This window comes from Roseobacter sp. HKCC-CH-9351 (assembly GCF_037830295.1).
In the GTDB taxonomy this organism is placed as follows: Bacteria; Pseudomonadota; Alphaproteobacteria; order Rhodobacterales; family Rhodobacteraceae; genus M30B80.
In genome coordinates, this window is record NZ_JBBLYM010000002.1 from 181,117 (window position 1) to 203,183 (window position 22,067).

26 protein-coding genes are annotated in these 22,067 nt (G+C 49.2%); 11 read left to right on the plus strand and 15 right to left on the minus strand.

Features of this window, described 5'->3' with window-relative positions:
• Nucleotides 1-23 precede the first annotated feature (23 nt).
• A complete protein-coding gene (gene pobA / locus AAC632_RS11080; RefSeq protein ID WP_340298943.1) occupies nucleotides 24-1,208 on the plus strand; it encodes a 4-hydroxybenzoate 3-monooxygenase in 1,185 nt (394 codons plus the stop codon).
• Nucleotides 1,209-1,657: 449 nt separating this feature from the next.
• On the opposite strand, the gene AAC632_RS11085 is transcribed toward pobA, so the two are convergent.
• Nucleotides 1,658-2,131, minus strand: coding sequence for a winged helix-turn-helix transcriptional regulator (locus tag AAC632_RS11085; RefSeq protein ID WP_340252829.1), 474 nt, complete (start codon nucleotides 2,129-2,131; stop codon nucleotides 1,658-1,660).
• Between the two features lie 179 nt (nucleotides 2,132-2,310).
• Between AAC632_RS11085 and AAC632_RS11090 the strand changes: the two genes are divergently transcribed.
• From AAC632_RS11090 to AAC632_RS11120, 7 genes are all read left to right on the plus strand, one after another.
• Nucleotides 2,311-2,685, plus strand: coding sequence for a hypothetical protein (locus AAC632_RS11090; RefSeq protein WP_340252831.1), 375 nt, complete (start codon nucleotides 2,311-2,313; stop codon nucleotides 2,683-2,685).
• A gap of 40 nt (nucleotides 2,686-2,725) precedes the next feature.
• A complete protein-coding gene (locus AAC632_RS11095; RefSeq protein ID WP_340260091.1) occupies nucleotides 2,726-3,214 on the plus strand; it encodes a hypothetical protein in 489 nt (162 codons plus the stop codon).
• 76 nt (nucleotides 3,215-3,290) lie between these two features.
• The gene (locus AAC632_RS11100) at nucleotides 3,291-3,575 is read left to right on the plus strand and encodes a hypothetical protein (protein WP_340298917.1); all 285 of its coding nucleotides are present in this window, start codon (nucleotides 3,291-3,293) and stop codon (nucleotides 3,573-3,575) included.
• 90 nt (nucleotides 3,576-3,665) lie between these two features.
• The gene (locus AAC632_RS11105) at nucleotides 3,666-4,016 is read left to right on the plus strand and encodes a cupin domain-containing protein (RefSeq protein WP_340252837.1); all 351 of its coding nucleotides are present in this window, start codon (nucleotides 3,666-3,668) and stop codon (nucleotides 4,014-4,016) included.
• Entirely contained in the window at nucleotides 4,016-4,342 is a 327-nt protein-coding gene (locus tag AAC632_RS11110) for a hypothetical protein (RefSeq protein ID WP_340298918.1), read from the plus strand. The genes AAC632_RS11105 and AAC632_RS11110 overlap by 1 nt, the downstream gene beginning before the upstream one ends.
• 228 nt (nucleotides 4,343-4,570) lie before the next feature.
• Nucleotides 4,571-4,783: a DUF2805 domain-containing protein gene (locus tag AAC632_RS11115; RefSeq protein WP_340298919.1), complete on the plus strand. Its 213-nt coding sequence runs from the start codon at nucleotides 4,571-4,573 to the stop codon at nucleotides 4,781-4,783.
• A complete protein-coding gene (locus tag AAC632_RS11120) occupies nucleotides 4,780-5,349 on the plus strand; it encodes a pyridoxamine 5'-phosphate oxidase family protein (RefSeq protein WP_340298920.1) in 570 nt (189 codons plus the stop codon). The genes AAC632_RS11115 and AAC632_RS11120 overlap by 4 nt, the downstream gene beginning before the upstream one ends.
• A gap of 240 nt (nucleotides 5,350-5,589) precedes the next feature.
• Here the strand turns inward: AAC632_RS11120 and AAC632_RS11125 are convergent, their stop codons facing one another.
• A complete protein-coding gene (locus AAC632_RS11125; protein ID WP_340252843.1) occupies nucleotides 5,590-6,078 on the minus strand; it encodes a winged helix-turn-helix transcriptional regulator in 489 nt (162 codons plus the stop codon).
• 111 nt (nucleotides 6,079-6,189) lie between these two features.
• Here AAC632_RS11125 and AAC632_RS11130 point away from each other — a divergent pair, with 111 nt between their 5' ends.
• Together AAC632_RS11130 and AAC632_RS11135 are read left to right on the plus strand one after the other, a co-directional pair.
• Nucleotides 6,190-6,819, plus strand: coding sequence for a DUF6854 domain-containing protein (locus AAC632_RS11130; protein WP_340298921.1), 630 nt, complete (start codon nucleotides 6,190-6,192; stop codon nucleotides 6,817-6,819).
• Between the two features lie 103 nt (nucleotides 6,820-6,922).
• Entirely contained in the window at nucleotides 6,923-7,177 is a 255-nt protein-coding gene (locus tag AAC632_RS11135) for a DUF3303 domain-containing protein (protein WP_340243521.1), read from the plus strand.
• 349 nt (nucleotides 7,178-7,526) lie between these two features.
• Here the strand turns inward: AAC632_RS11135 and AAC632_RS11140 are convergent, their stop codons facing one another.
• The 13 genes from AAC632_RS11140 to AAC632_RS11200 form a co-directional block, all read right to left on the minus strand.
• Complete coding sequence (locus AAC632_RS11140) at nucleotides 7,527-8,219, minus strand: RraA family protein (RefSeq protein ID WP_340298922.1); 693 nt, start codon at nucleotides 8,217-8,219, stop codon at nucleotides 7,527-7,529.
• Nucleotides 8,219-8,911: an alpha/beta fold hydrolase gene (locus AAC632_RS11145; protein ID WP_340298923.1), complete on the minus strand. Its 693-nt coding sequence runs from the start codon at nucleotides 8,909-8,911 to the stop codon at nucleotides 8,219-8,221. The genes AAC632_RS11140 and AAC632_RS11145 overlap by 1 nt, the downstream gene beginning before the upstream one ends.
• Nucleotides 8,911-10,041, minus strand: coding sequence for a cobalamin-independent methionine synthase II family protein (locus tag AAC632_RS11150; RefSeq protein WP_340298924.1), 1,131 nt, complete (start codon nucleotides 10,039-10,041; stop codon nucleotides 8,911-8,913). The genes AAC632_RS11145 and AAC632_RS11150 overlap by 1 nt, the downstream gene beginning before the upstream one ends.
• Before the next feature lie 27 nt (nucleotides 10,042-10,068).
• The gene (locus AAC632_RS11155; RefSeq protein ID WP_340298925.1) at nucleotides 10,069-11,034 is read right to left on the minus strand and encodes a cupin domain-containing protein; all 966 of its coding nucleotides are present in this window, start codon (nucleotides 11,032-11,034) and stop codon (nucleotides 10,069-10,071) included.
• A 48-nt stretch (nucleotides 11,035-11,082) separates the two neighbouring features.
• Nucleotides 11,083-12,060, minus strand: coding sequence for a nuclear transport factor 2 family protein (locus AAC632_RS11160; protein WP_340298926.1), 978 nt, complete (start codon nucleotides 12,058-12,060; stop codon nucleotides 11,083-11,085).
• Nucleotides 12,057-13,076 carry a LacI family DNA-binding transcriptional regulator gene (locus tag AAC632_RS11165; protein ID WP_340298927.1) on the minus strand — a complete coding sequence of 340 codons (1,020 nt, stop codon included), beginning with the start codon at nucleotides 13,074-13,076 and terminating at the stop codon, nucleotides 12,057-12,059. Before AAC632_RS11165 ends, AAC632_RS11160 begins: the two co-directional genes overlap by 4 nt.
• Nucleotides 13,076-13,840, minus strand: a complete 765-nt coding sequence (locus tag AAC632_RS11170; protein ID WP_340298928.1) for an SDR family NAD(P)-dependent oxidoreductase — start codon at nucleotides 13,838-13,840, stop codon at nucleotides 13,076-13,078. The genes AAC632_RS11165 and AAC632_RS11170 overlap by 1 nt, the downstream gene beginning before the upstream one ends.
• Nucleotides 13,837-14,880, minus strand: a complete 1,044-nt coding sequence (locus AAC632_RS11175; RefSeq protein WP_445322676.1) for an ester cyclase — start codon at nucleotides 14,878-14,880, stop codon at nucleotides 13,837-13,839. Before AAC632_RS11175 ends, AAC632_RS11170 begins: the two co-directional genes overlap by 4 nt.
• A gap of 39 nt (nucleotides 14,881-14,919) precedes the next feature.
• The gene (gene hisD, locus AAC632_RS11180; RefSeq protein WP_340298929.1) at nucleotides 14,920-16,248 is read right to left on the minus strand and encodes a histidinol dehydrogenase; all 1,329 of its coding nucleotides are present in this window, start codon (nucleotides 16,246-16,248) and stop codon (nucleotides 14,920-14,922) included.
• A gap of 58 nt (nucleotides 16,249-16,306) precedes the next feature.
• Nucleotides 16,307-17,188 (minus strand): carbohydrate ABC transporter permease, encoded by an 882-nt coding sequence (locus AAC632_RS11185; protein WP_340298930.1) that lies wholly within the window; start codon nucleotides 17,186-17,188, stop codon nucleotides 16,307-16,309.
• A complete protein-coding gene (locus AAC632_RS11190; RefSeq protein ID WP_340298931.1) occupies nucleotides 17,188-18,213 on the minus strand; it encodes a carbohydrate ABC transporter permease in 1,026 nt (341 codons plus the stop codon). The genes AAC632_RS11185 and AAC632_RS11190 overlap by 1 nt, the downstream gene beginning before the upstream one ends.
• A gap of 63 nt (nucleotides 18,214-18,276) precedes the next feature.
• Complete coding sequence (locus AAC632_RS11195) at nucleotides 18,277-19,518, minus strand: ABC transporter substrate-binding protein (RefSeq protein ID WP_340256458.1); 1,242 nt, start codon at nucleotides 19,516-19,518, stop codon at nucleotides 18,277-18,279.
• An 89-nt stretch (nucleotides 19,519-19,607) separates the two neighbouring features.
• On the minus strand, nucleotides 19,608-20,657 hold the full coding sequence (locus AAC632_RS11200; RefSeq protein WP_340255150.1) for an ABC transporter ATP-binding protein: 1,050 nt from the start codon (nucleotides 20,655-20,657) through the stop codon (nucleotides 19,608-19,610).
• A gap of 160 nt (nucleotides 20,658-20,817) precedes the next feature.
• On the opposite strand from AAC632_RS11200, the gene AAC632_RS11205 reads away from it, so the two are divergent.
• Nucleotides 20,818-21,807, plus strand: a complete 990-nt coding sequence (locus tag AAC632_RS11205) for a nuclear transport factor 2 family protein (RefSeq protein WP_340298932.1) — start codon at nucleotides 20,818-20,820, stop codon at nucleotides 21,805-21,807.
• Nucleotides 21,808-22,067 lie beyond the last annotated feature (260 nt).

Consider the following 22,067-nt stretch of genomic DNA (forward strand, 5'->3'; position numbering starts at 1 on the left):
GGCAAAATATGGAAACTTTATCGCTGAAAACTCAAGTTGCGATCATTGGCGGCGGGCCATCGGGTCTTTTGTTGTCGCAGTTGCTGAACCGCTCAGGTGTAGACACCATCATTCTTGAACGCACCAGCCGCGAACGGGTACTGGCTCGCATCCGCGCAGGTGTGCTGGAAAGCGGCACTGTGACAATGTTGGAAGAAGCCGGCGTTGCCGACCGCCTACACTGCGAAGGCCATCCCCATGAAGGATGCTGGTTCAGCGATGATGACTTGATGGTGCGGATCAATTTTGCCGAGCTGACAGGCAAGACGGTGACCGTATACGGTCAGACCGAGGTCACCCGTGATCTGTATGACGCACAGCACGTGATGGGCACTACAATCCTGCATGAGGTGTCAGACGTTGTGATTAATAATGCTGACAGCGCTGCGCCCAAAATCACATTCATGCATGATGGCCAGACTAAGCAGCTTTCTTGCGGTTATATCGCCGGCTGTGATGGTTTCCATGGCGTCAGCCGCCGTACAATCCCCGATGCCAAACGTAAAGAGTTTGAGCGTGTATACCCCTTTGGCTGGCTTGGTATACTGTCTCGAACTCGCCCTGCCCACGAGGAACTGATCTACGCAAACTCATCCTCCGGTTTTGCACTAGCCTCAATGCGAAACGAGAACCTCAGTCGCTATTATGTTCAGGTGCCTTTGACCGACAAGGTCGAGGATTGGAGCGATGATGCTTTTTGGACACGCTTGTCTACATGCCTGCCCAGTGATGTTGTGAAAACGATGGAAACTGGTCCCTCAATCGAAAAATCAATAGCCCCTCTAAGATCATTTGTTTCTGAGCCACTGCGATGGGGACGTCTATTCCTTGTAGGTGATGCAGCACATATCGTACCTCCGACAGGCGCAAAGGGTCTGAACCTTGCAGTATCCGACGTTTTCTACCTATATCAAGCTTTGATAGATGCTGTTAAAAAAGGCGACGACAGCGGCATCGACGCCTACTCCGATCGCGCACTGACCCGCATTTGGAGGTCAATGCGGTTCTCATGGCAACTTACCACAATGCTGCACCAATTCAATGGTGAAGACAGTTTTGCGGGCCAGATGCGCAAAGCAACGATGTTACATCTGGCGCAATCAGACACAGCTCGGAAAGATCTTGCGGAGAACTATGTCGGGCTGCCCTTCTTGAGCTTCCCCATCTGAACTGGTCCATCACTATGTTTAGGAATTGGAGGACTAAGGATTATGGACAAGCGACCGAAGCCGGAAGAGATTGTCTCGAAGTTACGGCAAGTTGAGGTTTTGATGGGGCAAGGACAAGAAGTTTGACGCTTTCACACGCGCGATTTTTCAAATGCTGCCCATGCTTCTTCAAAGGCATTAAAGTCAAAATTTTCACCGCGCGCGGGGCCTAATATTAATTGTTGCGTCTTTATGCGCGGTTACGAGAGATATTCTGGCGGCTGGTGTGCGGGGTTTGGGACGGGCGCCACCCTTGCGTCTATTAAACTTGTATCCCACTGCTGACCAACAGGATTACCCACCTGAATAGCCCTCCAACCCAAGGTCGCGAAGCTTTGTCCACGGTATAAGTGCCGTGTAAACGGGAGCAGTCCCCGCCCTAGAGTTTCGAAGCTATAGACCAAACCTATTCAAATTTTAACTTTTGACGCCCACCAAAACGGCTCTGGTTTTACTGTTTTCGAGATATGTATTTTCTCAAGATTTTCCAAAACCGAGTTGATGGCGACCTGGTCATTATCAATATATGGCCGCGTCATCGCGACAACCTGTTTTGACGGATTCCTAAATTGCGCTGTCCAAGCTGCCATTTTGAAAATAATTGGCACAAAAGCTATGCCGGCCTCGGTCAAACTATAGAGCTTTTTTTGGGCGTGGGATGCATCATCAGAAACCTCAAGCATTCCTAATTGACACATTCTCTGCAAACGAGAAGACAGGGCGCCTGATGATATTTTTTCATTATTATTTTTCAATAAATCATTAAATGTCCGACGGTCAAAAAGAGCGATGTCTCTTATAATTACCGGGATCCATTTATCGCCAAACAAGTACGATCCCAAAGCGATGGGACACAGATCTTCCTCTTCACTTAAATCCAGCATTGCAACGTACCCCTGCAAAAACCACTTCAACCTTTAGACTAGATTGCCGGGTGAGTGGGTGCAAGCCTGATCGGGCATCATCGGGAAAAGCTACCCTGCTAGTGCAAGCTCAACCGCTGAAGTGAAGGTTTCACCAGTGGATAATATCTACGAATAGCCAAGCTAAGATAGGAGAAAACATGAGCGTGAAACTGAAACAACGAACTTTCAATTTCGCCCTGTCAGTACCGTTAGATGCGGCAGATAAAGTTGAAACCGCAATATCAGATCATGCCACTTGGATGCGAGAAACACATAGCTACGACGATAGCAAAATACAGCTCGTTCACTATTACGTGTCAAAAGCACATGAGCTTGTAAACATCGCTGACCCCAGTCAGGGCACGACCAATCAGGTTCTCTATTCTATCAACGAAGTCTACGTAATGGACGAAGGCTTAGACCAGCACCTTGTCGCAGGACAAAGCTGGAAAAACTTCCAATCGTTTGTCGGCACAATCACTGAATTTGGGAGTGTTCTGATTGCCAATGGTGAGGTCATTGAGACGCTCTGACCTCGGCATATCAACAGAAAGTCGACTTAAACCTTCAATTATGGAAATTCAAAATATGCGTAATTTATCAAAATGGACGGCACTTTTTTTGGCATGCAGCACCAGCCCTTTGTTAGCAGACGGACATGCAGGTCTGTGGAACATGGTTGGCCTTGCAAATACGCCATCAACGATGGCAATGATCGAAGGCACCACCGGTTCAATCATGATGGCATCTTCTACCGACCTGTGGGATTGGTCTGCCGCACCTGAGGGATTTCCATCACTTGTCACTGCGGAGTGCACTCAATCTGTTGCACTCACAACCAATGGACAGCCAGTTGGTGGTGTGGGCGTTTGCAGCATGATGGATCCCGACGGAGATTTAGCCATATACTTTGGCGAGATCACCCCGAATATGGAATACATTGGGTCACTGACTGCTGGCAGCGGGAAGTATGAACCTTATGTTGGCCAAAAATTCATTGGGACAGTCACCGGTATGCTGAGCACAGGGCAGCAAATGTACCACGTAGTCCCGGCCGACTAAAATCTTACCTCAATAAATTAACGCCCTGCCCCCACAGAGGTCACGGTGAATAACTCCCAGAGCAAGGAAGCCCATTATGATAGTAAAACTTACGCAGGATTTGGCTCGTGGCTTTAAACCATGGAAAGACATGTTTCATGAGAATGAGGCCACACTAAATGCCCTTGGGGGAAAGCTCGTTTTCGCAGGCACCGAAAAAGATAACGACAATAAGTTAACCGTTATAATCGATTTTGACTCCCCCGAAGCCCTGAAGGCTTTTGGCGGCCACGAGGAACTTAAAGCCAAAAGAGCCGCCGCAGGCGCTATCTTGGAAACAACCGTGGTGACACCCATGAGTGGAGAGTCTTTCACTAAGTGACGCAGAGATAATTGAAGCAAATATGACAGTACTGATTGTCCTCAGTTTATCCCAAATATCTCACCTAACTACAAAATAAGGACCAAAAATATGCCCATCGAAGTGAAAAGTTTTGCGTCACAGGCAGACGAAGCCAAGGACATGCCCAATGCGCGTATGGAGGCCGTGAACGTACTCGGTCAGCGAGTGATGAAGTTGACGCTTGCACCAGAGTGGAAATGGTCAAAGGACATTAAGCCACTTGTTGGTACGCCTAGCTGCAAAGCCACGCATACTGGTGTCATAGTTGAAGGTACTATTCATTGTGTTTGCGACGACGGCTCCGAAGCCACCTACACTGCGGGTGACGCATATGCCATTTCACCCAATCATGATGCTTGGTGTGTCGGTGGAAAGCGTGCAGTTGTATACGAATTCGCAGGAATGTGGGGGGAACAGTAATGTCTCTATACCAAAAACTAAAAAAAGTCATCGAGGCCCGAGATTTCGAGGGTTATATTGAGCTCATTCATGAAGACGCAGAAATTGTATTTCACAAAACGGGTAGAAAACTCACCAAAAGTGAATGGGGGCCGATGTTTTCTACGATGATGGAAAACCCAAATTTCGTAACCAATTCGTCTCGATGTGTTTACGAAAATAATGAAATTATGGTCTCACATAATTTCAATTCGTATCCCGACGACACAAAAGAAGCGGTTATGCTGGTTTGCATGCTTAAAGACGGAAAAATTATTCGCATGGAAACAGGGGCGACCCCTCTTTAATAAATGCATGATGCAACCAATGATTAAAAGAAGGCGAGGCCCAGCCAAGGCAGCCTCGCCTTTTGAGTATTGGCGTTTTAGCACTTATGAAGCGGCCCAATTTTATCAGCCACAAGAAAAAAATTAGGCGCCAACTTACCGAAGTCTCCCATTACGCTATGCTTTCTGCGCTATAATGAACTTTGTTCGTGACTTGACTTACTGCTCAAGAAAAACACCTCCACTCCTATGAAAAATAAAAATATTAACCCTGAATTGGTCAGCGAAATTATCGAAATGGCGCTGAGTGATCATACGACCTTCGATCAGATCCGCAGCTTACATGGACTTGAACCAGATCAGGTAAAGGCATTGATGCGTAAACATTTGAAGCGTGGCAGTTACCTTACTTGGCGGAAACGCGTACGTACATTTTCTGATCGTCGCGAGATCTATAAATGAACTCAGATCCCAATTCATGGGCGCATGATCTGTCTCAGTTATACGCTGAAACTTGGAGGCGCCTGATGCGCGGTGTCGACGACCGCCATGCCCCAGCGCGGCACCCCACCTTGGCAACAGTAAATAGCGAGGGAAAGCCACAAGCGCGGACGGTCGTGTTACGAGCAGCTGATCAACTTTCGGCCACTCTGGATATACATACCGATTTACAATCCAGAAAGGTCACAGACTTGACCATCACACCGTATGCGGCACTCCACATATGGGATCCATCAGCCCATTTGCAGATGCGGCTCGAGGCAAAAGTAAACGTCCTGACGGGCGATGAGGCAGAAGAGATATGGGAGAAGGTCCCTGAAGTATCACGCTTATCATACGGAATAAGCCCACCACCGGGCAAACCTATTCCAACAGCACTGGATTATTTGAAAAATGCCGACCCAGCATCTTTTGCCGTGTTGCGGTTAGAACTATCATGCATTGATGCGTTGCATCTTGGTCAAAACCATCGTCGAGCGCGCTTTAGCCGTGGCGACAACTGGTCAGGGACTTGGGTCGCACCCTGAGCTTTGACTATTTGAAGAGATAGTTCAGGATGTCCCGATTACTCACTGGACGCAGTTCGCAAAACGGCCTCACACCGCACTCTGAATGAGTGCCACTATCAATTGATCCAGTTATTACAAAAAAGCCGAAGACTAATCATCGCCGGGGCTAAAACCACGAGAGTGACTATGTGGGTAAGATCAAACGTCAACCACACACAATTCCAAGACGTTTACTGAGAGCCATATTTTTGACAAAACTTAAATTTCTAATTTTTCCAACTCATCTGCTAACCACCACATAGGGTCAGGATCAACACTCTTGTGAATATGAATTTTGCGCAATTTCTGGATCAATTTCTCCTGTAAATCTTTTCGACCGCTGTGAAATGGGTGGGTTAGCTCTACAACCTCAGGCGCAGGATCACGAAATTCGGATGTCCAGCTGGCTAGGTGGAATAGAATGGGTACGAAAGCGATCCCTGCTTCAGACAGAAAGTAAAGTTTCTTCTGCGCATGCTCCTTTGATTTTTTCACATGTAGCAACTCCAACTGCACCATGTATTGAAGTCGAGCTGCAAGAGATGCAGACGAAATTCCTTCGCGATTTTTTTTTAATATTTCGTTGAAGCCACGTCGATCAAACAGAGCAATATCCCTGAGTATGATGGGAACCCATTTATCAACGAGTAGGTGACCGGCGAGCCCTATCGGACACATTTCTTTTTCAACGATATTCATGTCCAACATTACAAGCCCCCAAACCAGTTTAACCTAAAGACTAGATTGCTGGGCGGTCTGTGGTCAACTTGAAATTGTGCCGTGCCGATATAACGCATTTCAAGACCTGGAGGATCCATCATGTCGATACCCAAATTTATTGCCATCACAGCTGCTAGTTGCCCCACTGTTAGCAGGCAGGGCGCGCTAGAAGAAATGGCGCACTTCGCTCAAGAGTGCCGAGAAAATGGCGCAGTGCGTGTCACATACGGCAGCGTAATTTCAGGCCGTCATCCCGGAGCGTTAGTGTTCGTCCAGTTCTTTGATGACCTCACTGGGTTTGAAGGGGTTATGAACATGATCCCAAAATCATCTGCATACTCACGAATGATTAACAACCACGCGGTGGCTCCGTTTTCACGAAACTTGTTCCGGGGAAAGCCGATTGAGTTTGAACCAAAGCTAGAGCCGATGCCCAAGTACTTGATGCTGACCCGCGCTCGTCTCGGAGCTTTGGACGAGGCTGATATGCTTGGATTGCTAAATAAGACAGCATCAGTTTTCAAAGCATCAGGAGCTCAAACTATGCGCATGGGCCAGGTCCTCACTGGATCTGATCTCGGGACATATATGCTTGGCGTGACATATCCTGACATGTCTGCCATTGAGCGAACCTATGATGCACTAGCGGGCAACACGGATTATGCGCAGTTAATCAGCGGCGTCGACGTCGACATGCGTTCAATCACGAAGATAGCTGGCATTCTTTAGGCGCCGATCAGACAGACCAACATAGGGTGGCGAGGAAGCAATGGAAAAAATGCTTCCTTGAACACATTTCCCTTATCAAAATCAACGCATAAAGGAGCGCGCAATGCTATTTGTTGTAAAACTAACGCACGACTACTCCACGTGTCAGGCCCATCACCCCGAAAAATTTCCACTGTTTCGAGATACGCTAGCAAACGTGAAAGATCATGGGATCAAAGTCCACGGTCACTATTCAAATCGTCTGGAACATACCAACTACATGATCCTTGAGGCCGAGACTTTCGAACAGCTTGATGCGGCATTTGATCCAATTCTTGAGATGGGCCATTTCGAGATTACACCGGTTATCCAAAGATAAGGAAGCAGAACGCGTTAACACCGTCAAATTAACCTTCAGCTGAAGATAGCGATCAAAGTTTTAACCGTTGACCGCAAAAAGGCTCTGCCATGAGATTTTATTAAAACCGCAAGTCACCAACTGGCAACAGCGTTTTGAAATAGCCAAGTTGATCTGGGCCACACCTCTAAGGGATGGAAAGTCGTACTGCACGGTCAGTTGGTGACTTTGTTCAATGTCGCCCTATCAGATAAAAAACAGGCTCACCCTGTTACGGATGAGCCTTGTTTATTGGTTCGACCAAAGTGGTTGCGGGGGCAGGATTAAGCCTATGTCGAACTCAAATTCACCCACGAGACCTTTGACGCATTCAAACGCGCGATTTTTCAAATGCTGCCCATGCTTCTTCAAAAGCAGCAAAGTCAAAATTTTCACCGCGTGCTGGGCCTAATATTAATTGTTCCGTCTCCTGCATTTTTTTGATGGCAGCGCTGAGTAAATTGATCACATCGGTTGGAATAACCACTGCACCGTGGCGATCAGCATGCACCAGATCACCAGGGGACACTGATAAGCCCATTACGCATACAGGCGCATTCACACTGCGGACATGGACGAAACCATGGCTGGGTCCAATGCTACCCGCTATGACGGGGAAATCAGGCGCTAAATCGCCCAAGTCTCTAATCACGCCATTCGTCAAGGCCCCCGACATGCCAAAGCCTTTGTGAATAGTCGTGTTAACTTCTCCCCAGTACGCACCGATCGATTGAGGATAGTCTAAATCTTCCACAACCGCGATCGATGGCTTTGGGGCTTCTGACATCGCTTTGTAATAGGCCATGCGCCGTGCGCGAATAATTTCGGGGCTTTCTTTTGGCGGCTCTAATGCCGCAATTTGAGCGGTCACCGCATAACCAACAATTACGCCCTTAGGATCACTTGCGCTCATTGTGCCACGGGTAAATGCGTTGAAGCCCCGTCTCCCCTGCGCCACTTCTATCGCGTTGCATACAGTTGGGGTGTCGACAGAGCGCAAAAGAGTAAAAAGATCTTGATCCATTATACCTCCAACCAGCGTCGCAAAGCGGCTGTTGTTTCCTCAGGTTTTTCTAAACTTGGTAAATGCCCAGCCTGCTCGATTATCGAAAACGTACTGTTTGACAACATATCATGCATAGCCTGATGGCGTTCCAGAGGACAAAGCACATCATGTCGACCGCACAATACAAGCGACCGACCTTTATAGTGACTTAATGTCCACGACTGATCGATACGGTCACGCAATGCGATAGATTGATCGCAAAAGACATCAGGCCCTAAGGCCAATGCCATATCCATGCAAAGGTCCATCAACCCAGATTTTTCTGGTGCATCATATAGGTAATTCGGCTTCATCTCGTTTCGCATGACCGCCTCGAGGTGACCAGAACGCGCCTTTTGCATTTGTGGCGCCCGACGCAATTTGACGCTCTCGATCTCTGCGAATGGGTTGGTATCGAGCAGCGCTAAATGCGTGACCCTTTCTGGCGCTTGGCGAACGACCTCCATCGCGACAATGCCACCCATAGAGAGCCCGGCTAATGCAAAACGTGATGGAGCAGCGCACAAGACGTTTGACGCTAATTTTTCTATTGTATCCGCCCCAATCAACGGGCTGACCATGACGGGAAGATACGCAGAGAGAGATGCAATTTGGGGTGCAAATAGCCGCGCATCACACATCATGCCAGGCAGAAACAAAAGGGGCGTCACTAAGCGCCTCCAACGCGCGCCGCGCCTTCCGCAAGAGAGGCAAGTTTGGCATAGGCAATTGCCGGATCAACTGCGCCAAACCCCGCAAACGTGCCGAAACCACAATCACTTCCTGCAATCACTCGGTCGTGACCGACGATATCAACAAATTTCTGGATCCGTTGCGCAACGAGTTCAGGATGCTCTACAAAATTCGTGGTCGTATCAACGACACCTGGCACTAGGATCTTATCATCAGGAATATCTGCCTTGCGCTCTTTGAACACAGCCCATTCATGGCCGTGACGTGGGTTTGAAGTTTCAAACAGAACGTAACCCGCTTTGGTGCTCATTAATATGTCAAACATCTTTGACATTGGTATGTCACAGCAATGCGGGCCTTCATAATTCCCCCAACAAATATGAACACGCACTTTCTCTTGCGGGATATCTGCAAGCGCATGGTTCAACGCTTCAACGTGCATATGGGCAATCTTTATAAACTCCTCATCTGAGAGGTCGTTGAACAACATGTGACGGCTTAAGGCCAAATCGGGACAATCAAGCTGCAGATCAAGACCCGAAGCCACAATTGTCTCGTATTCCGCTTTCATTGCATCTGCCAAAGCCGACAAATAAGCTTCACGGCTTTTGTAAAACGAATTTTGCAAAAAAAGCGAGATTACCCCCGGGCTTGCTGCGTTCATGAAACCACGCTCTACGCCAGCCTCAGCCATTGCTGCTTTTAAATTGGCGATATCCTTTTCCAGCTCACCCTGCCCTTTTGAACGCACTTCCCCGGTACACATAGGGCGCGCGTATTTTGGCGTACCACCTTCGTTGGCCAATCTCTCAAGGAAACTAGGAAACATCTTAAGATCAGCAGGAGCGTTTCGAGGGCTATCACCTGAGAAGCCCGTGTAACGATCCTTCACATAGGTGGCATAAGAAATCTTTGAGGTTTCGCCATCTGATACAATATCAACACTCGCGGCTTTTTGCTTAGCAACCGTCTCAGCTACCGCTTTTTTCATAGCGGCATCGAAAGCCTCCGCATCGTAAGCTTCTTCTCGTTCACGTGCGAAAATGAAATCAACTACTTCTTGAGTGCGTGGCAGACTGCCAACATGAGTGGTGAGAATACGTGCCATTTGCTATCCTTTCACAGTCATCAGACTTCAAGCTTTCCAAGTAAGCCCCGCGGGATCGTCAGTCGCTACAATGTGATACAGGGCTGCTTCACCCGTCATGGAAGGCACAGCACTATGGGCAAGGTTTTCGGGAACCGACATTGTATCGCCAGGTGCCAAAACGCTGCTTCCACCATCCCAATCCACCCGCCAATGCCCTTTGACCGGCATCAAAACTGATGGACGATCATGCGTATGTTTATTGGCGGTCGCCGATGCACGTGTCACAAAATCTACTTCAAAACCGGGTTTGTCTTTTAACAATCCAGTCTGGCCAATTACTTTGCATGGCTTGCGATCAGCGTAGGCAACCATATCCCAGTATCGCGCCACATGGTTCGGCAGCACTTCTGCCGTTGTGGGTTCGGGACGTTTAGCAAGCTCCTCTGCACTCATGAGCGGCATAGCTTTGACACCTTCGGGGAGTTGCTCACCTCTTTTGGTGTCATATAGCTTGCCAGTTTCAGCTAAAATCAACCCATGAGCAGCCGCATCTTCAATGACCTGTGGTGCCCACATGACACCGCCCCCAGCGTCATCCCCCCCAAGGATAGCCATGATCATGCCATAATCAGTGCCAATATTCTCAAATCCACGAAAAATACCTGTTGGGATGTTGAAAATATCCCCCTCCTCCAAAGTTACTTCGCCTGCCGTGCCATAACGGCCCCAAAAAAACCGCCAGCGACCAGACAGCACAAAAAACGCTTCCGCAGTGCGATGGTCATGTAAAGAATTGCGACATTTCGGAGGTTGCCCCGCCGCCCCAATATTAAATCCGTGAGGAAGGCTAATATGGACATGTTGGTCAGGACTTTCAGAGACACCGCCCCCAATGATTGTGAAGTTTTCCTTTTGATCACTGCCTGGCGTATGCGCATCAATAAATGCTGTTTTACAGGGCTTTAGATCGCCGTAACGGACAATCCGATTTTCCATTTCCTGGGGTGTCATAGAAACTATCCTTCACATGGTCGTTAACGATTGATGCCAGTTGCAACGCTATTCAGCCGCACCTGCTCCAATCAAAATCTGTTTCCAAATCGCGGTCTCATCGAACAGAGTAAATTCACGGCGAATGCCGCGCGGCCCAAATTCCGCATGACTGATCCCCATCACATAGACATCAGTCCCAGTTGGTGCGCCGAATGCACCCCAACCGTCATGTTTTCCGTGCAGGCTCCAACGAATAGCAGCACGCGGTGGCATCAATGGATCATCGCGGCCGATTTGATGCTCGATCGTAAACTTAGCGTTTGGAAAAGCAGCGCGAAGACCCATCCAAAACTCATCCACGGCAGGATAGGAATGACCTGTTACGCCACCTGGATACTCTGTTTGAACAGCCCGGTCATACTCTCGTGGAATGACCGCCATGTCAGCGAACATAATTTTATTGAGCACATCTGCATAGCGCTCACCCCATTCATTGTCATTACCCCGCCCTTGATACGGGCCCGCGACATCTATTTTCGGCACAAAAGGCAACGCAGCCTTTATCACACCGCCTTCGCGAGAAATTTGATCACGGGCATAGTCTCTAGGGTCCCATCCCATTTGACGAACAATTGCGCCCTGATCGCGGATCAGCCACTCATCGTTAATTTTATTATTGATAGCATGACAGTCTGCAATGATGCGGTAGGTGAGCTTGGTGCCAGATGCCTTGCCGTAGATGCCACTACCAAGATGCGTGGCGGTCGACAGAATGCGATGCGAAGAAAGCATTCCCGTTTCTGGTGCACCAGACCAAATGACATCTTCGCCAAGCAATTGACGATCTGGAAATTCTGCCAAAGTGGCCATCGTGGCCCCAATCACACCCTGATTGCCTACCACGACTGACGCAGGACTACGCACAACGATATCCTCAGCGTAGTATTCGTGAAGGGTAGCAACACCTCGGTCTTCCCAAATTTCTTTGGTTATTCCCAAGATATAGTCGGGGAAATCTACAAACTTTGGATCAAAGCCCTTCATTTTTCATCTCCTAGAGGAAGGCGGGCAGAACCCCGCACAACAAGCGGGCCATCAATGGCCACTTTACGCGCGGGTGTAGTTGGAAGCTCTATACGCGACAGCATCATCTTGACTGTCTCTTCCACCATTCGGTTGGCAGGTTGGCGTACAGTCGTCAGGTTATAGCTGGGCCAAGCGGAAATCATGACGTCGTCATAACCCACTACAGACACATCATCAGGGATACGAAGCCCCAATTCATAGCGAAGCACGTCCATCACAGCAAAGGCCATATGATCATTGGCAACGAATACGGCATCCGGGCGGTCTTCTTTGTCAAACAAAGAGCGCGCAGCCGCTTGAGCTTGGTCGGCATGGAAGTTACCCGCAGCTCGTGAATGCAGGGTCATATTTGCTTCTGCCAATCCTTGCATAAAGCCTGCTTCACGATCTCGCTGCGTAGACGCACCATCCCATCCAGCAATATGCGCAATCTTCTTGTGCCCCCCAGCGACCAAGAACTCTGCAAGCTTTCGACCACCTGCAGCATTGTCAGAGGCGACCCCCGATAACATCTCATCGTCCTGCAAACGGTTGAACAAAACCACCGGCACACCGATGGCCTCGCAACGCGCCGTCAAGTCTGAAGACATTGCAACTGAGGCCAGAATGATCCCATCAACTTGGTAATCAAGCAGCTCATCCATGACGCTGTTGATATTATCCGCACTGTTGGATGCCATAAAAATAAGAACGTGATACCCTTTTGCCTGAAGGGCATTCGAGAGTTTTTCCAAGGCTTCTGGATAAAACTGATTTTCGAGATAAGCGACCACTAGGCCAATGATCCGCGAGCGCCCCGTGATCATCGCACGTGCTAGAATGTTTGGGCGATATCCCAAATCAGACGCTGCCTTGCGGACTTTAGCTGCCGTTTTCTCAGAAACGGAGGCTCCAGGTGTGAACACCCGTGATACCGCACTTTGGGACACACCAGCTCGCGCGGCAACTTGAAGGGATGTGACTTTATCCACCATCAGTCAGCCGTCCAACCTCCATCTACCATCAACGAGCTTCCGGTAATCAAAGCAGCTGCTTCAGATGCGAGAAACACAACCGCTCCCATCACATCCTCGACTTGCCCCGGGCGGCCTAATTTTATCTTCTCTTTGATCCAAGCTGCACGTTCTGGGTTGTCGAATGTGCTTTGCGTAAGTGGGGTGAGAATAAATGTCGGACAAATTGTATTAACTCGAATTTGCTTTGGGCCCCATTCGATCGCCATTGCTTTCGTAAAGCCTTCGACTGCGTGTTTCGTCGCACAATAAGCCGCACGATCCACACCACCCACATGCGCCATCTGGCTAGAAATGTTCATAAGTGAACCTGGCTTGCCGGCGTCAATCAAGCCTTGCGCCACAGCGCGGGTCAGAAAATAGGCGCCTTTGATATTCAATGAGCTCACTGCGTCGAAATCAGCCGCCGTAGTTTCCAACGCAGCCCCATGTCGCGCGAGGCCTGCAGAGTTGACTAAGATTTCAAAAGGACCAGAGGATGCAATATCACGCCCAGTGCGTTCGATATCTGCCACATCCATCACCATCGCTTTGGCAGCCCAGCCTTTCGTCGCCATTTGTTCAACAAGTACTTGCAGTTTGTCACCACTTCTTGCTGCAACGGTCACCTCTGCTCCCGCCTCAGCCAGAGCAACCGCAGCCGCCAAACCAATACCGGATGACGCCCCAGTCACCAGCGCACGCTTACCATCCAACCGAAACGAAGGTGTCTGAGGTAAGATCATGCATGCCTCCAATCTAATTGTGGTAACCTCTGCAAAGCTCTCGTCTTGTTGAATTCGCGCATTCTTGCGAGAACATCGACGCCAAGCTGTTGATAGGCGTCTAACAAATCAACCAGTACCCAGTTTTCGCGGATCAATCCCTCCTCTAAACGCCAAAAGTCGAGACTTCGCAGAAGAATTTCTTGACCTGTAGGAGCAATACCCATCCATCCATCACCAGTTACACTCAACCGCATGTTGGGCCACCCGGTTTCGCAGACATATTCACCCTCACCGATCCAGTGAGACATTAAATCACCTAAAGCATCGAGCTTACGATCAGGCATTCCGCGCAAAAACGGCCCTTGGTGCCAGTTTCTGAAACCTGCAATGCCACGCGCAGTGCCAATGCCTGCCGGGCCATACCAATTCATTTTTGGGTGCCAATAGTCATGCAGCCGCATTATTGCAGGGTCTGGATTACTGGGGTAGCGACAAAGATCTGTGAGCATTGCAATCACGTGATCTAACGCCGCCTGCCCGTCCCCAGAAATTGTCAATCCATCGCCTGACATAGGAGCAGGTGTTGTGATGAGTGACCCCAATTGTGGTGCCATCGGCCAAGCCCGCGCTTGCATCATCAACTCCGGAATGTCCCAGATTGCCTGAACTTCAATGATTTCATCGCCACTAAAGCGATAAAACTCATGATATCGCATGTGGACTATGTGGCCTGTTGGCGGAATGTCCAAAAAAGGGGCTGAAAAAGTGCCCGAATAATTACCCATTGCGCCAAGCCAGTTTTGGCCTTCGGGCGTCGTGCCCGCCATAACAATCATGTCTCGCCGCTCAAGGTCGGGCAAAGCCCGTAATAATGGGGTATAGGCCTGATCAAAAAACTCCGTGCCGCCATGGATCTCACCAAATGGATAGCACATCAGGAATCGTGCTTTGGGGGCAAAATCCACCAAAGCGGTTCTAAGCCCATCACGCGAGCAATCCCGCTGCGCGGCAATAAAGTGGGCAAATGCCTCCTTTATCTGGGTCGCACGCTCAGACATAGCCTAGCCTCGCATGCCGGGCTTTATGTCGGTTGGATATCACTCAGCAGCCTCGCGGTGAGGCGCACCTTCGCCATAAGGTACGTTTAGGCCACCATAACGGCGCACACGCACATTACATTGCTCCGCATGACCAACAAAACCCTCTAACATACAGAGACGTGAGCCATATTCACCTATCATAGTGGCCGCTTCGTCCGTCAAAACCCGTTGATAACTGTGCGTTTTGAGAAACTTTCCAACCCAAAGGCCACCCGTATAACGACCCGCTTTCTTCGTAGGCAATGTGTGGTTAGTGCCAATCACCTTATCGCCATTTGCAACATTAGTGCGGGCGCCCAGAAACAAGGCACCATAGCATGTCATGTTTTCAAGAAACCAGTCATCCCTGTCCGTCATGACCTGCACATGTTCTGAGGCAATGTCATCCGCTACAGTGAGCATTTCCTCGTAGGTATCGCAAAGGATGACCTCACCGTAATCCTCCCAACTCGTTCGGGCTGTGTCCGCGGTAGGAAGGATAGAGAGAAGGCGATCAATTTCTGATAATGTGTCTTGTGCGAGCTTACGTGAGTTCGTCAAAAGAACTGCAGGCGAGTTGTAACCATGTTCGGCCTGCCCCAACAAATCAGTCGCGCATAGTTCTCCATCTACAGTATTATCAGCAATCACCATGGTCTCTGTGGGGCCCGCAAACAGGTCAATGCCCACGCGACCGTAGAGCTGACGTTTCGCCTCTGCTACATATGCATTGCCGGGGCCAACCAACATGTGGACAGGCTCAATTGTCTCTGTCCCAAGCGCCATTGCGCCAACCGCCTGGATACCTCCCAGAACATAGATTTCATGGGCACCCCCAAGATGCATTGCAGCAATAACGGCGGGGTTCGGTTTTCCTTGCCATGGTGGGGTGCAAGCAACAATCCGCGGCACACCTGCAACTTTTGCGGTTGCGACCGACATATGCGCGGAAGCCACCATTGGGAATTTTCCGCCAGGCACATAGCAACCGACTGACTGAACGGGAATATTCTTGTGACCGAGAATTACACCAGGCAGAGTTTCAACTTCGATATCTTGCATTGAGGCCCGCTGAGCCTCGGCAAATTTCACAACCTGCTCTTGTGCGAATTTGATATCAGCTAGTTCCCGTGGAGACAGCTCTGCGATTAAGCTCTCAATCTCGGCCAGAGACAAACGATAGCTTGCGGGCGAATAGCCATCAAACTTTTCTGACAGTTCCCTGACAGCTGCATCACCGCGCGCCTCGATATCAGCGAGGATCGCTTCGACAGCTGCGCGCGTCTTTGCATCATCATCCGCACGCTCAGTGGCCGGCTTGCCTGATTTGAGATATTCAATCGTCATCTTCTTTTCCTTTGTTCGCTTCTGCGGCTACTTTCTTGTTGCAAAATCAATATTGTGGTCATCCTTTGACCGCCCCAGCAGTCAAACCAGACACAATCTGACGCTGGAAAAACATCACGAGAATGAACAATGGGGCAGTCGCTGACACCACGGCAGCAACCGCAAACATTACATTTCCCTCAGTGTAAGTGGTCCCCAAAAAAGCGGCAATTTCTGGAACCATTGTTCGATTGCTCTCACTCAACAACATCGAGGTTACTGCAAAGTCATTGTATGCAAGCAAAAAGCTGAATAACCCAGTTGTGATCACTCCCGGCCACATGACAGGCACGATCACCCAACGGAAAGCTTGAAACTGCGTGCAGCCATCAACTTTGGCACTTTCGTCCAGTTCTTTAGGGATATTTTGAAAAAATGAATGGAGCATCCACAACGTAAACGGCTGGTTGATAGCAACCAAAACAATGATCGTGGTTGGCAGAATACCCCAGACGTTCCACTCAAAAAATGGAAGCAAATATCCAGAAACAAGTGTAATCGGAGGCATTGCGCGAAAGATCAGCGCAATAATCAAAAGCCAAAACGTATAGCGGAAAGCTGAACGTGAAAGTGCATATCCACCTAAAGTGCCGATCGTGAGAGATGTGCAAACAACAAAGAAGCAGACAATACCTGTGTTTATTACGGCACGCCAAAATTCTTCTTGCACCCAAGCACCATGATAACCCACGCCAGTAAACGGTGATCCATATGTCCGCCCGGTGTTGTAACCGGTTAGCGCGTTCGTCCAATCAGCAATAGAAAAGAAATCAAGCTCAACTTTAAATGAGCCCCATAGCGTCCAAACAAACGGAAATGCGGCTAGTATGAGCCAAAACACAATAAACCCGTTGGTCAACAAACGTAGTGAAAATGGTGCGCGTAACGTTTTTGAGGCCATTACATTTTCCCCTTAAAGTCGCGCCAGGTGCGAACCAAAACAGGAGAGAGCAAAATCGCAACACCAAGAATAGTCATGACAGACGTGGCCGCAGCCGCAGAAAGTTGGCGCGTTTCGCCTCCAAGATCATTAAAAATAATCCAGCTTAAACTTGTCGCATGAGCTGAGGCGTTGAACCCAACAATCGGCTCAAACACTCTAAAATTATCCATCAATTGAATGAGGGCGACAAACGTCGCTAATGGCATGAGATGTGGAACAACAATGTAACGCACCTGCTGCCATCGAGAAGCGCCATCGATTTGCGCAGCTTCGATTTGATCCTCGGGCAACGTCTGGAGGCCCGCGTAAAACACTACAAATGCAAAAGGTGCAGAATGCCAAATGCCATATACGATGAGAGAAATCCACATTAGCCCGGTGGAGGCTTTCACAGATAAATCTGGGTCACTGACCAACCAGCTCAGAAAATTGCCTAAAACGCCACGATTGTCGATCATCCAAAACATGATCAACGAACCCACCAAAGGAGTCACAATCATTGGCAAAAGGGAGAAAAATATAACAACGCCCTTCAGCGTCTGCGCCAAGGTGTTGACTGCCAACGCAATCGCCATGCCAAGGATGATCAGCAATGGGGTAACAGTGAATGTGTAGGTCAACGTGAAAGCCATTGCGCGATAAAATGGCAAATCACCTAACTCGCGGAAGAACGCAGTTAGACCATTACTTGTGCGCCAGGCTTCTGCTACTTCTGCGGTGGCAAAATGACCGCGATTGAAGTAGATGTCCAAGCCAACAAATCGCCCCAGCGGTTTGGCCTCGCGCAGGGCACGCGTAGCTTCCTGATCAATCGTTGTTTCTTCAGTGCAACTGAACGGCGTGCATGTCTGAGCAGTAATTAAAACGGGCTCATGCGGCGCAAACACTGACTGCAAAACGACGGATACAATCGGCGCTGCGATAAAAAGCAGCATCGCCAAGCCTGTGGGCAAAAAGAACCAAAAGAAAGTGCGATGTTTCATCTAAAAGGCCTAAGCACAAAGAAGCTTCGTGGGGCGATCACCGCCCCACGAAAACTGACAAATTTATTGCAAATAGCCCTGCTCACGCGCAGCTGCGGTGTAAGCAGCTTCAACGTCAGCGAGAGCTTGCTCAGCGCTTTCGTTGCCTTGCATGAAATCAGACAACTCGTTGCCAAGGGCCGTGTGCATCAAGCCCATATATGGCAACATTGGGTAAGGGATTGTGCCCATCTCTGCCGCAGCAAATACGCCAACGGCTGCAGGAGTAGGCTCATAACCAGGGATCAACCAAACGGCTAGGGTCCGAATATCTTCATTTTCCATTCGTGCAGGGCTGATGCCATTCATCATCGCAATGAAAGTTGCTTCGGCTTCGGCGTCAGAGATATTTTTAGCAACGGTCCAACCGTCCCACCAAAGAGTTGATGCAGGGATGTCACCACCACCGACTGTCATTGGCGCGGCAATCGCAAAACCATCTACAACTTCTTGTGGTACACCATCTGCTTCAACCAAGGTGGCAGCTCGGCTACCCCACATGTTCATCAGCGCTACGTTTCCTGCACGATATTCGGCATTTGTTGCATTGCTATCGTGTGTCAGGAAATCCGGATTCATATACTCGGAGAGCGCCTTCATCATTTCCAGCGTTTTAACACCAGCTTCGCTGTTCACAGTTGGTTCAGCGGAACCTTCCACGAAGAATTGTCCCCCGTAACCAAGGAACATGTTGTTAAATTCTTGTGCCAGGTTCCAACCTGCCGCGTAGGCACCGCCCACTGGGTTTTCCATGATGCCAGCAGCCCGAATAGCTTCAGCGGCTTCAAGCATCTCTTCGTAGGTCGCTGGTACATCTAGGCCCACTTGTTCCAAGACATCAGAGCGGTAAACTAAATGTTGTGCATTTGCCATAAATGCAATTGCCATCACCTGACCGTTGATGGTTACCAACTGGTTCGGTGCCAAGCCTTCGCCATATTCAGCAACAAGATCATCTAGAGGACGGATCACATCCTCGTTCATCAATGCCACAATTGAAGAATTGGCAATAATCGCAGATGTATATTCTGCTGGATTTCCCGACATGCCGGCAACATTGATTTGCTGATGGTCCGCCGTGAGGTTTGTCGTCACTTCTGCTCCAGAACACTCTTGTGCACCCGCGCCAACAGACTGGATCGCAGGAAATTCGTTCCCAACAATCGACACACGTGCTTCGATTGAACAGCCGTGACCGCCTGCAAAAGACGCGGTTGACATCAGTACAGCCAACGACCCGGCAGTGGATAGAGTCTTGAGATACATTTTGCTTCTCCCGTTGGTGATGATGAAAACTAGCAAGATGCCATTCCCATCATATACTCCCGCGCTTCTGCCACGGGCATGATTGAGGATTACTCCCCTGTGTTTGCACCTGTTTGTGCATCAAACAGATGGCATTGATCCGCTGAAACCTTGATCGATACCGCATCGCCAATTTTCGCACGGAAACTCTTGTCTGTTTTGGCGCTGACCAGTGCGCCGCCAATCTTGAGACTGACCATGGTTGCCTCACCCAACAATTCGAGTGTGTAGATTGGCCCTTTGATTTGCCCGCCACGCGAAACAACAGAGGCGTCCTCTGCTCTAAAACCGAGGGTAACCGGGCCATTGGGGCCCTTTAGGCCAGAAATCTTTGTATTGGGTGCAGTGAACACACCACTCTGCAACTCGCCCTCTATAAGGTTCATTGCAGGGTTACCGATGAAACTGGCTACAAAGGTGTTAGCCGGGCGGTCATAGATCTCCGTTGGCGTGCCGACTTGTTGAACAACACCATGGTTCATCACAACCACACGGTCAGCTAACGTCATGGCTTCAATTTGATCGTGTGTCACGTAGACAGTCGTAACTTTCAGCTCATGAGATAAATTCTTGATCTGAGCTCGCGTAGAAACACGCAACTTCGCATCCAAGTTCGAGAGGGGCTCGTCCATCAGAAATACATTTGGTTCGCGCACAATGGCCCGCGCCAGTGCAACGCGTTGGCGTTGCCCGCCCGAGAGCTCAGCAGGTCTACGGTGCAAAAAGGGCTCCAACTCTACCATACGCGCAGCCTTCATGACTTTTTCATCATGGAGCTTTTGATCGATTTTACGGACTTTTAAGGGGAACCGGATATTTTCATAAACATTCATGTTTGGGTACAGACCATAGCTTTGAAAAACCATAGCCACGTCACGGTCTTTCGGCTCTAGACCGTTTACCACTTTATCCCCGATTAAGATTTCTCCATCCGTTGGGTCTTCTAGACCCGCAATCATCCGCATGGTGGTCGTCTTACCACAGCCGGATGGACCGAGCAGAACCAAGAACTCCTCATCAGCAATAGTGAGATCAAACTGATCGACGCCGATGAAACTGCCCCATCTCTTCGAGATGTTGCGCAACTGGACTTCTGCCATGACCCCTCCCAAGGCGCGTTTTGCATACGTTTGCGAAGGCTAGACAATAGTGCGACAACTTGGCAAGGTTTTTTTGCAAACGTATGCAATACTTGTGCTCTTAAGCCATCATGAAACAAACATTTACACGCTAACACGCTGATAAAGGGCCAATTTCTAAATGGATTTCCAAACTGAGAAAGAAGTCGTACTCGGCTTTTATAAAGCTCTCGAAAACACAGCTCAGAACGAATCGAGTGCAGTGTTCGAAAACTATTGCTCTGCAAATTGGCTTTGGCGCGGCGTGCATCCCTTTGACGTCCAAACGGGTCCTGACGCAGTTAACACCATTTTTTGGTCAGGTTTTACACACGCATTCTCTAGCTTGCAGCGTCGCATGGATGTGTTCATGGCAGGCAAAAATTCATTATCCGATACTAAGGAAATCTGGGTCACAAGCATGGGCCATTTTATGGGCCTTTTTGACAACCCTTGGCTCGGCATCAAACCGACACATAAATTAGTTATGCTGCGCTACGCAGAATTTCATCGGGTAGAAGCAGGCAAAATTGTAGAAACCGCTTTGTTTCTGGATATCCCCGCGCTGATGATGCAGGTGGGCTTACGGCCCTTCCCAGACCAAACAGCAGCGCAGTTTGTTCAACCTGGCCCACTTCCCCATGACGGAATAATGACGGTGTCACAGCCTGCCAGTGAAGGCGCAAAAACACTGGAAGCTATAAACCGAATGATCTCGGATCTCGGCCAATGGAAATTAGGACTACCACTGGAGGAAGAACTTTCCAGATCGTGGCACAGTGACATGGTTTGGTGGGGGCCAGCTGGAATTGGTGCCACATACACGATTGAACGTTACGCTAAACAGCATTCTGGGCCATTTCGTGCTAGCTTTACCGAACGTAGCGGTACAGGCCACATCTGCCGCTTTGCCGAGGGACATTACGGGGGCTTTTTCGGGTGGCCAAATTTCACTGCTAAACCAACCGGCGGTTTTCTTGGAATGCCTGCATCACACACAGCAGGAGAATTCCGGGTCGTCGATATTTACCGCAGACGGGATGACAAACTGATCGAGAACTGGGTGTTCATCGACCTTCTACATTATCTTAAAACTCAGGGGCTTGACGTTTTACAGCGCCTAAAATCATAAAAATCAAAGAATTTGTTTAACTATTGTACCTCTCTCAAAAGCTGAGAGCTATTGATCACCATTGCTAGTGCCAAAAGGCAGTCGCGGAGCCACGATTGCTCTCGAATAACGCTGGCATTTGTGCAAACAAAAACTCATACGAACAATAAAATTACACCTTAAGCTGTAAAAACGGCGTTTCGCGCAGCTCGCGCGCGACCGCCTCATCCAGCGGTGGGGGGAAGGAGTTAAGGATAAAACCAAGCGTGCTGTAAAAGCCC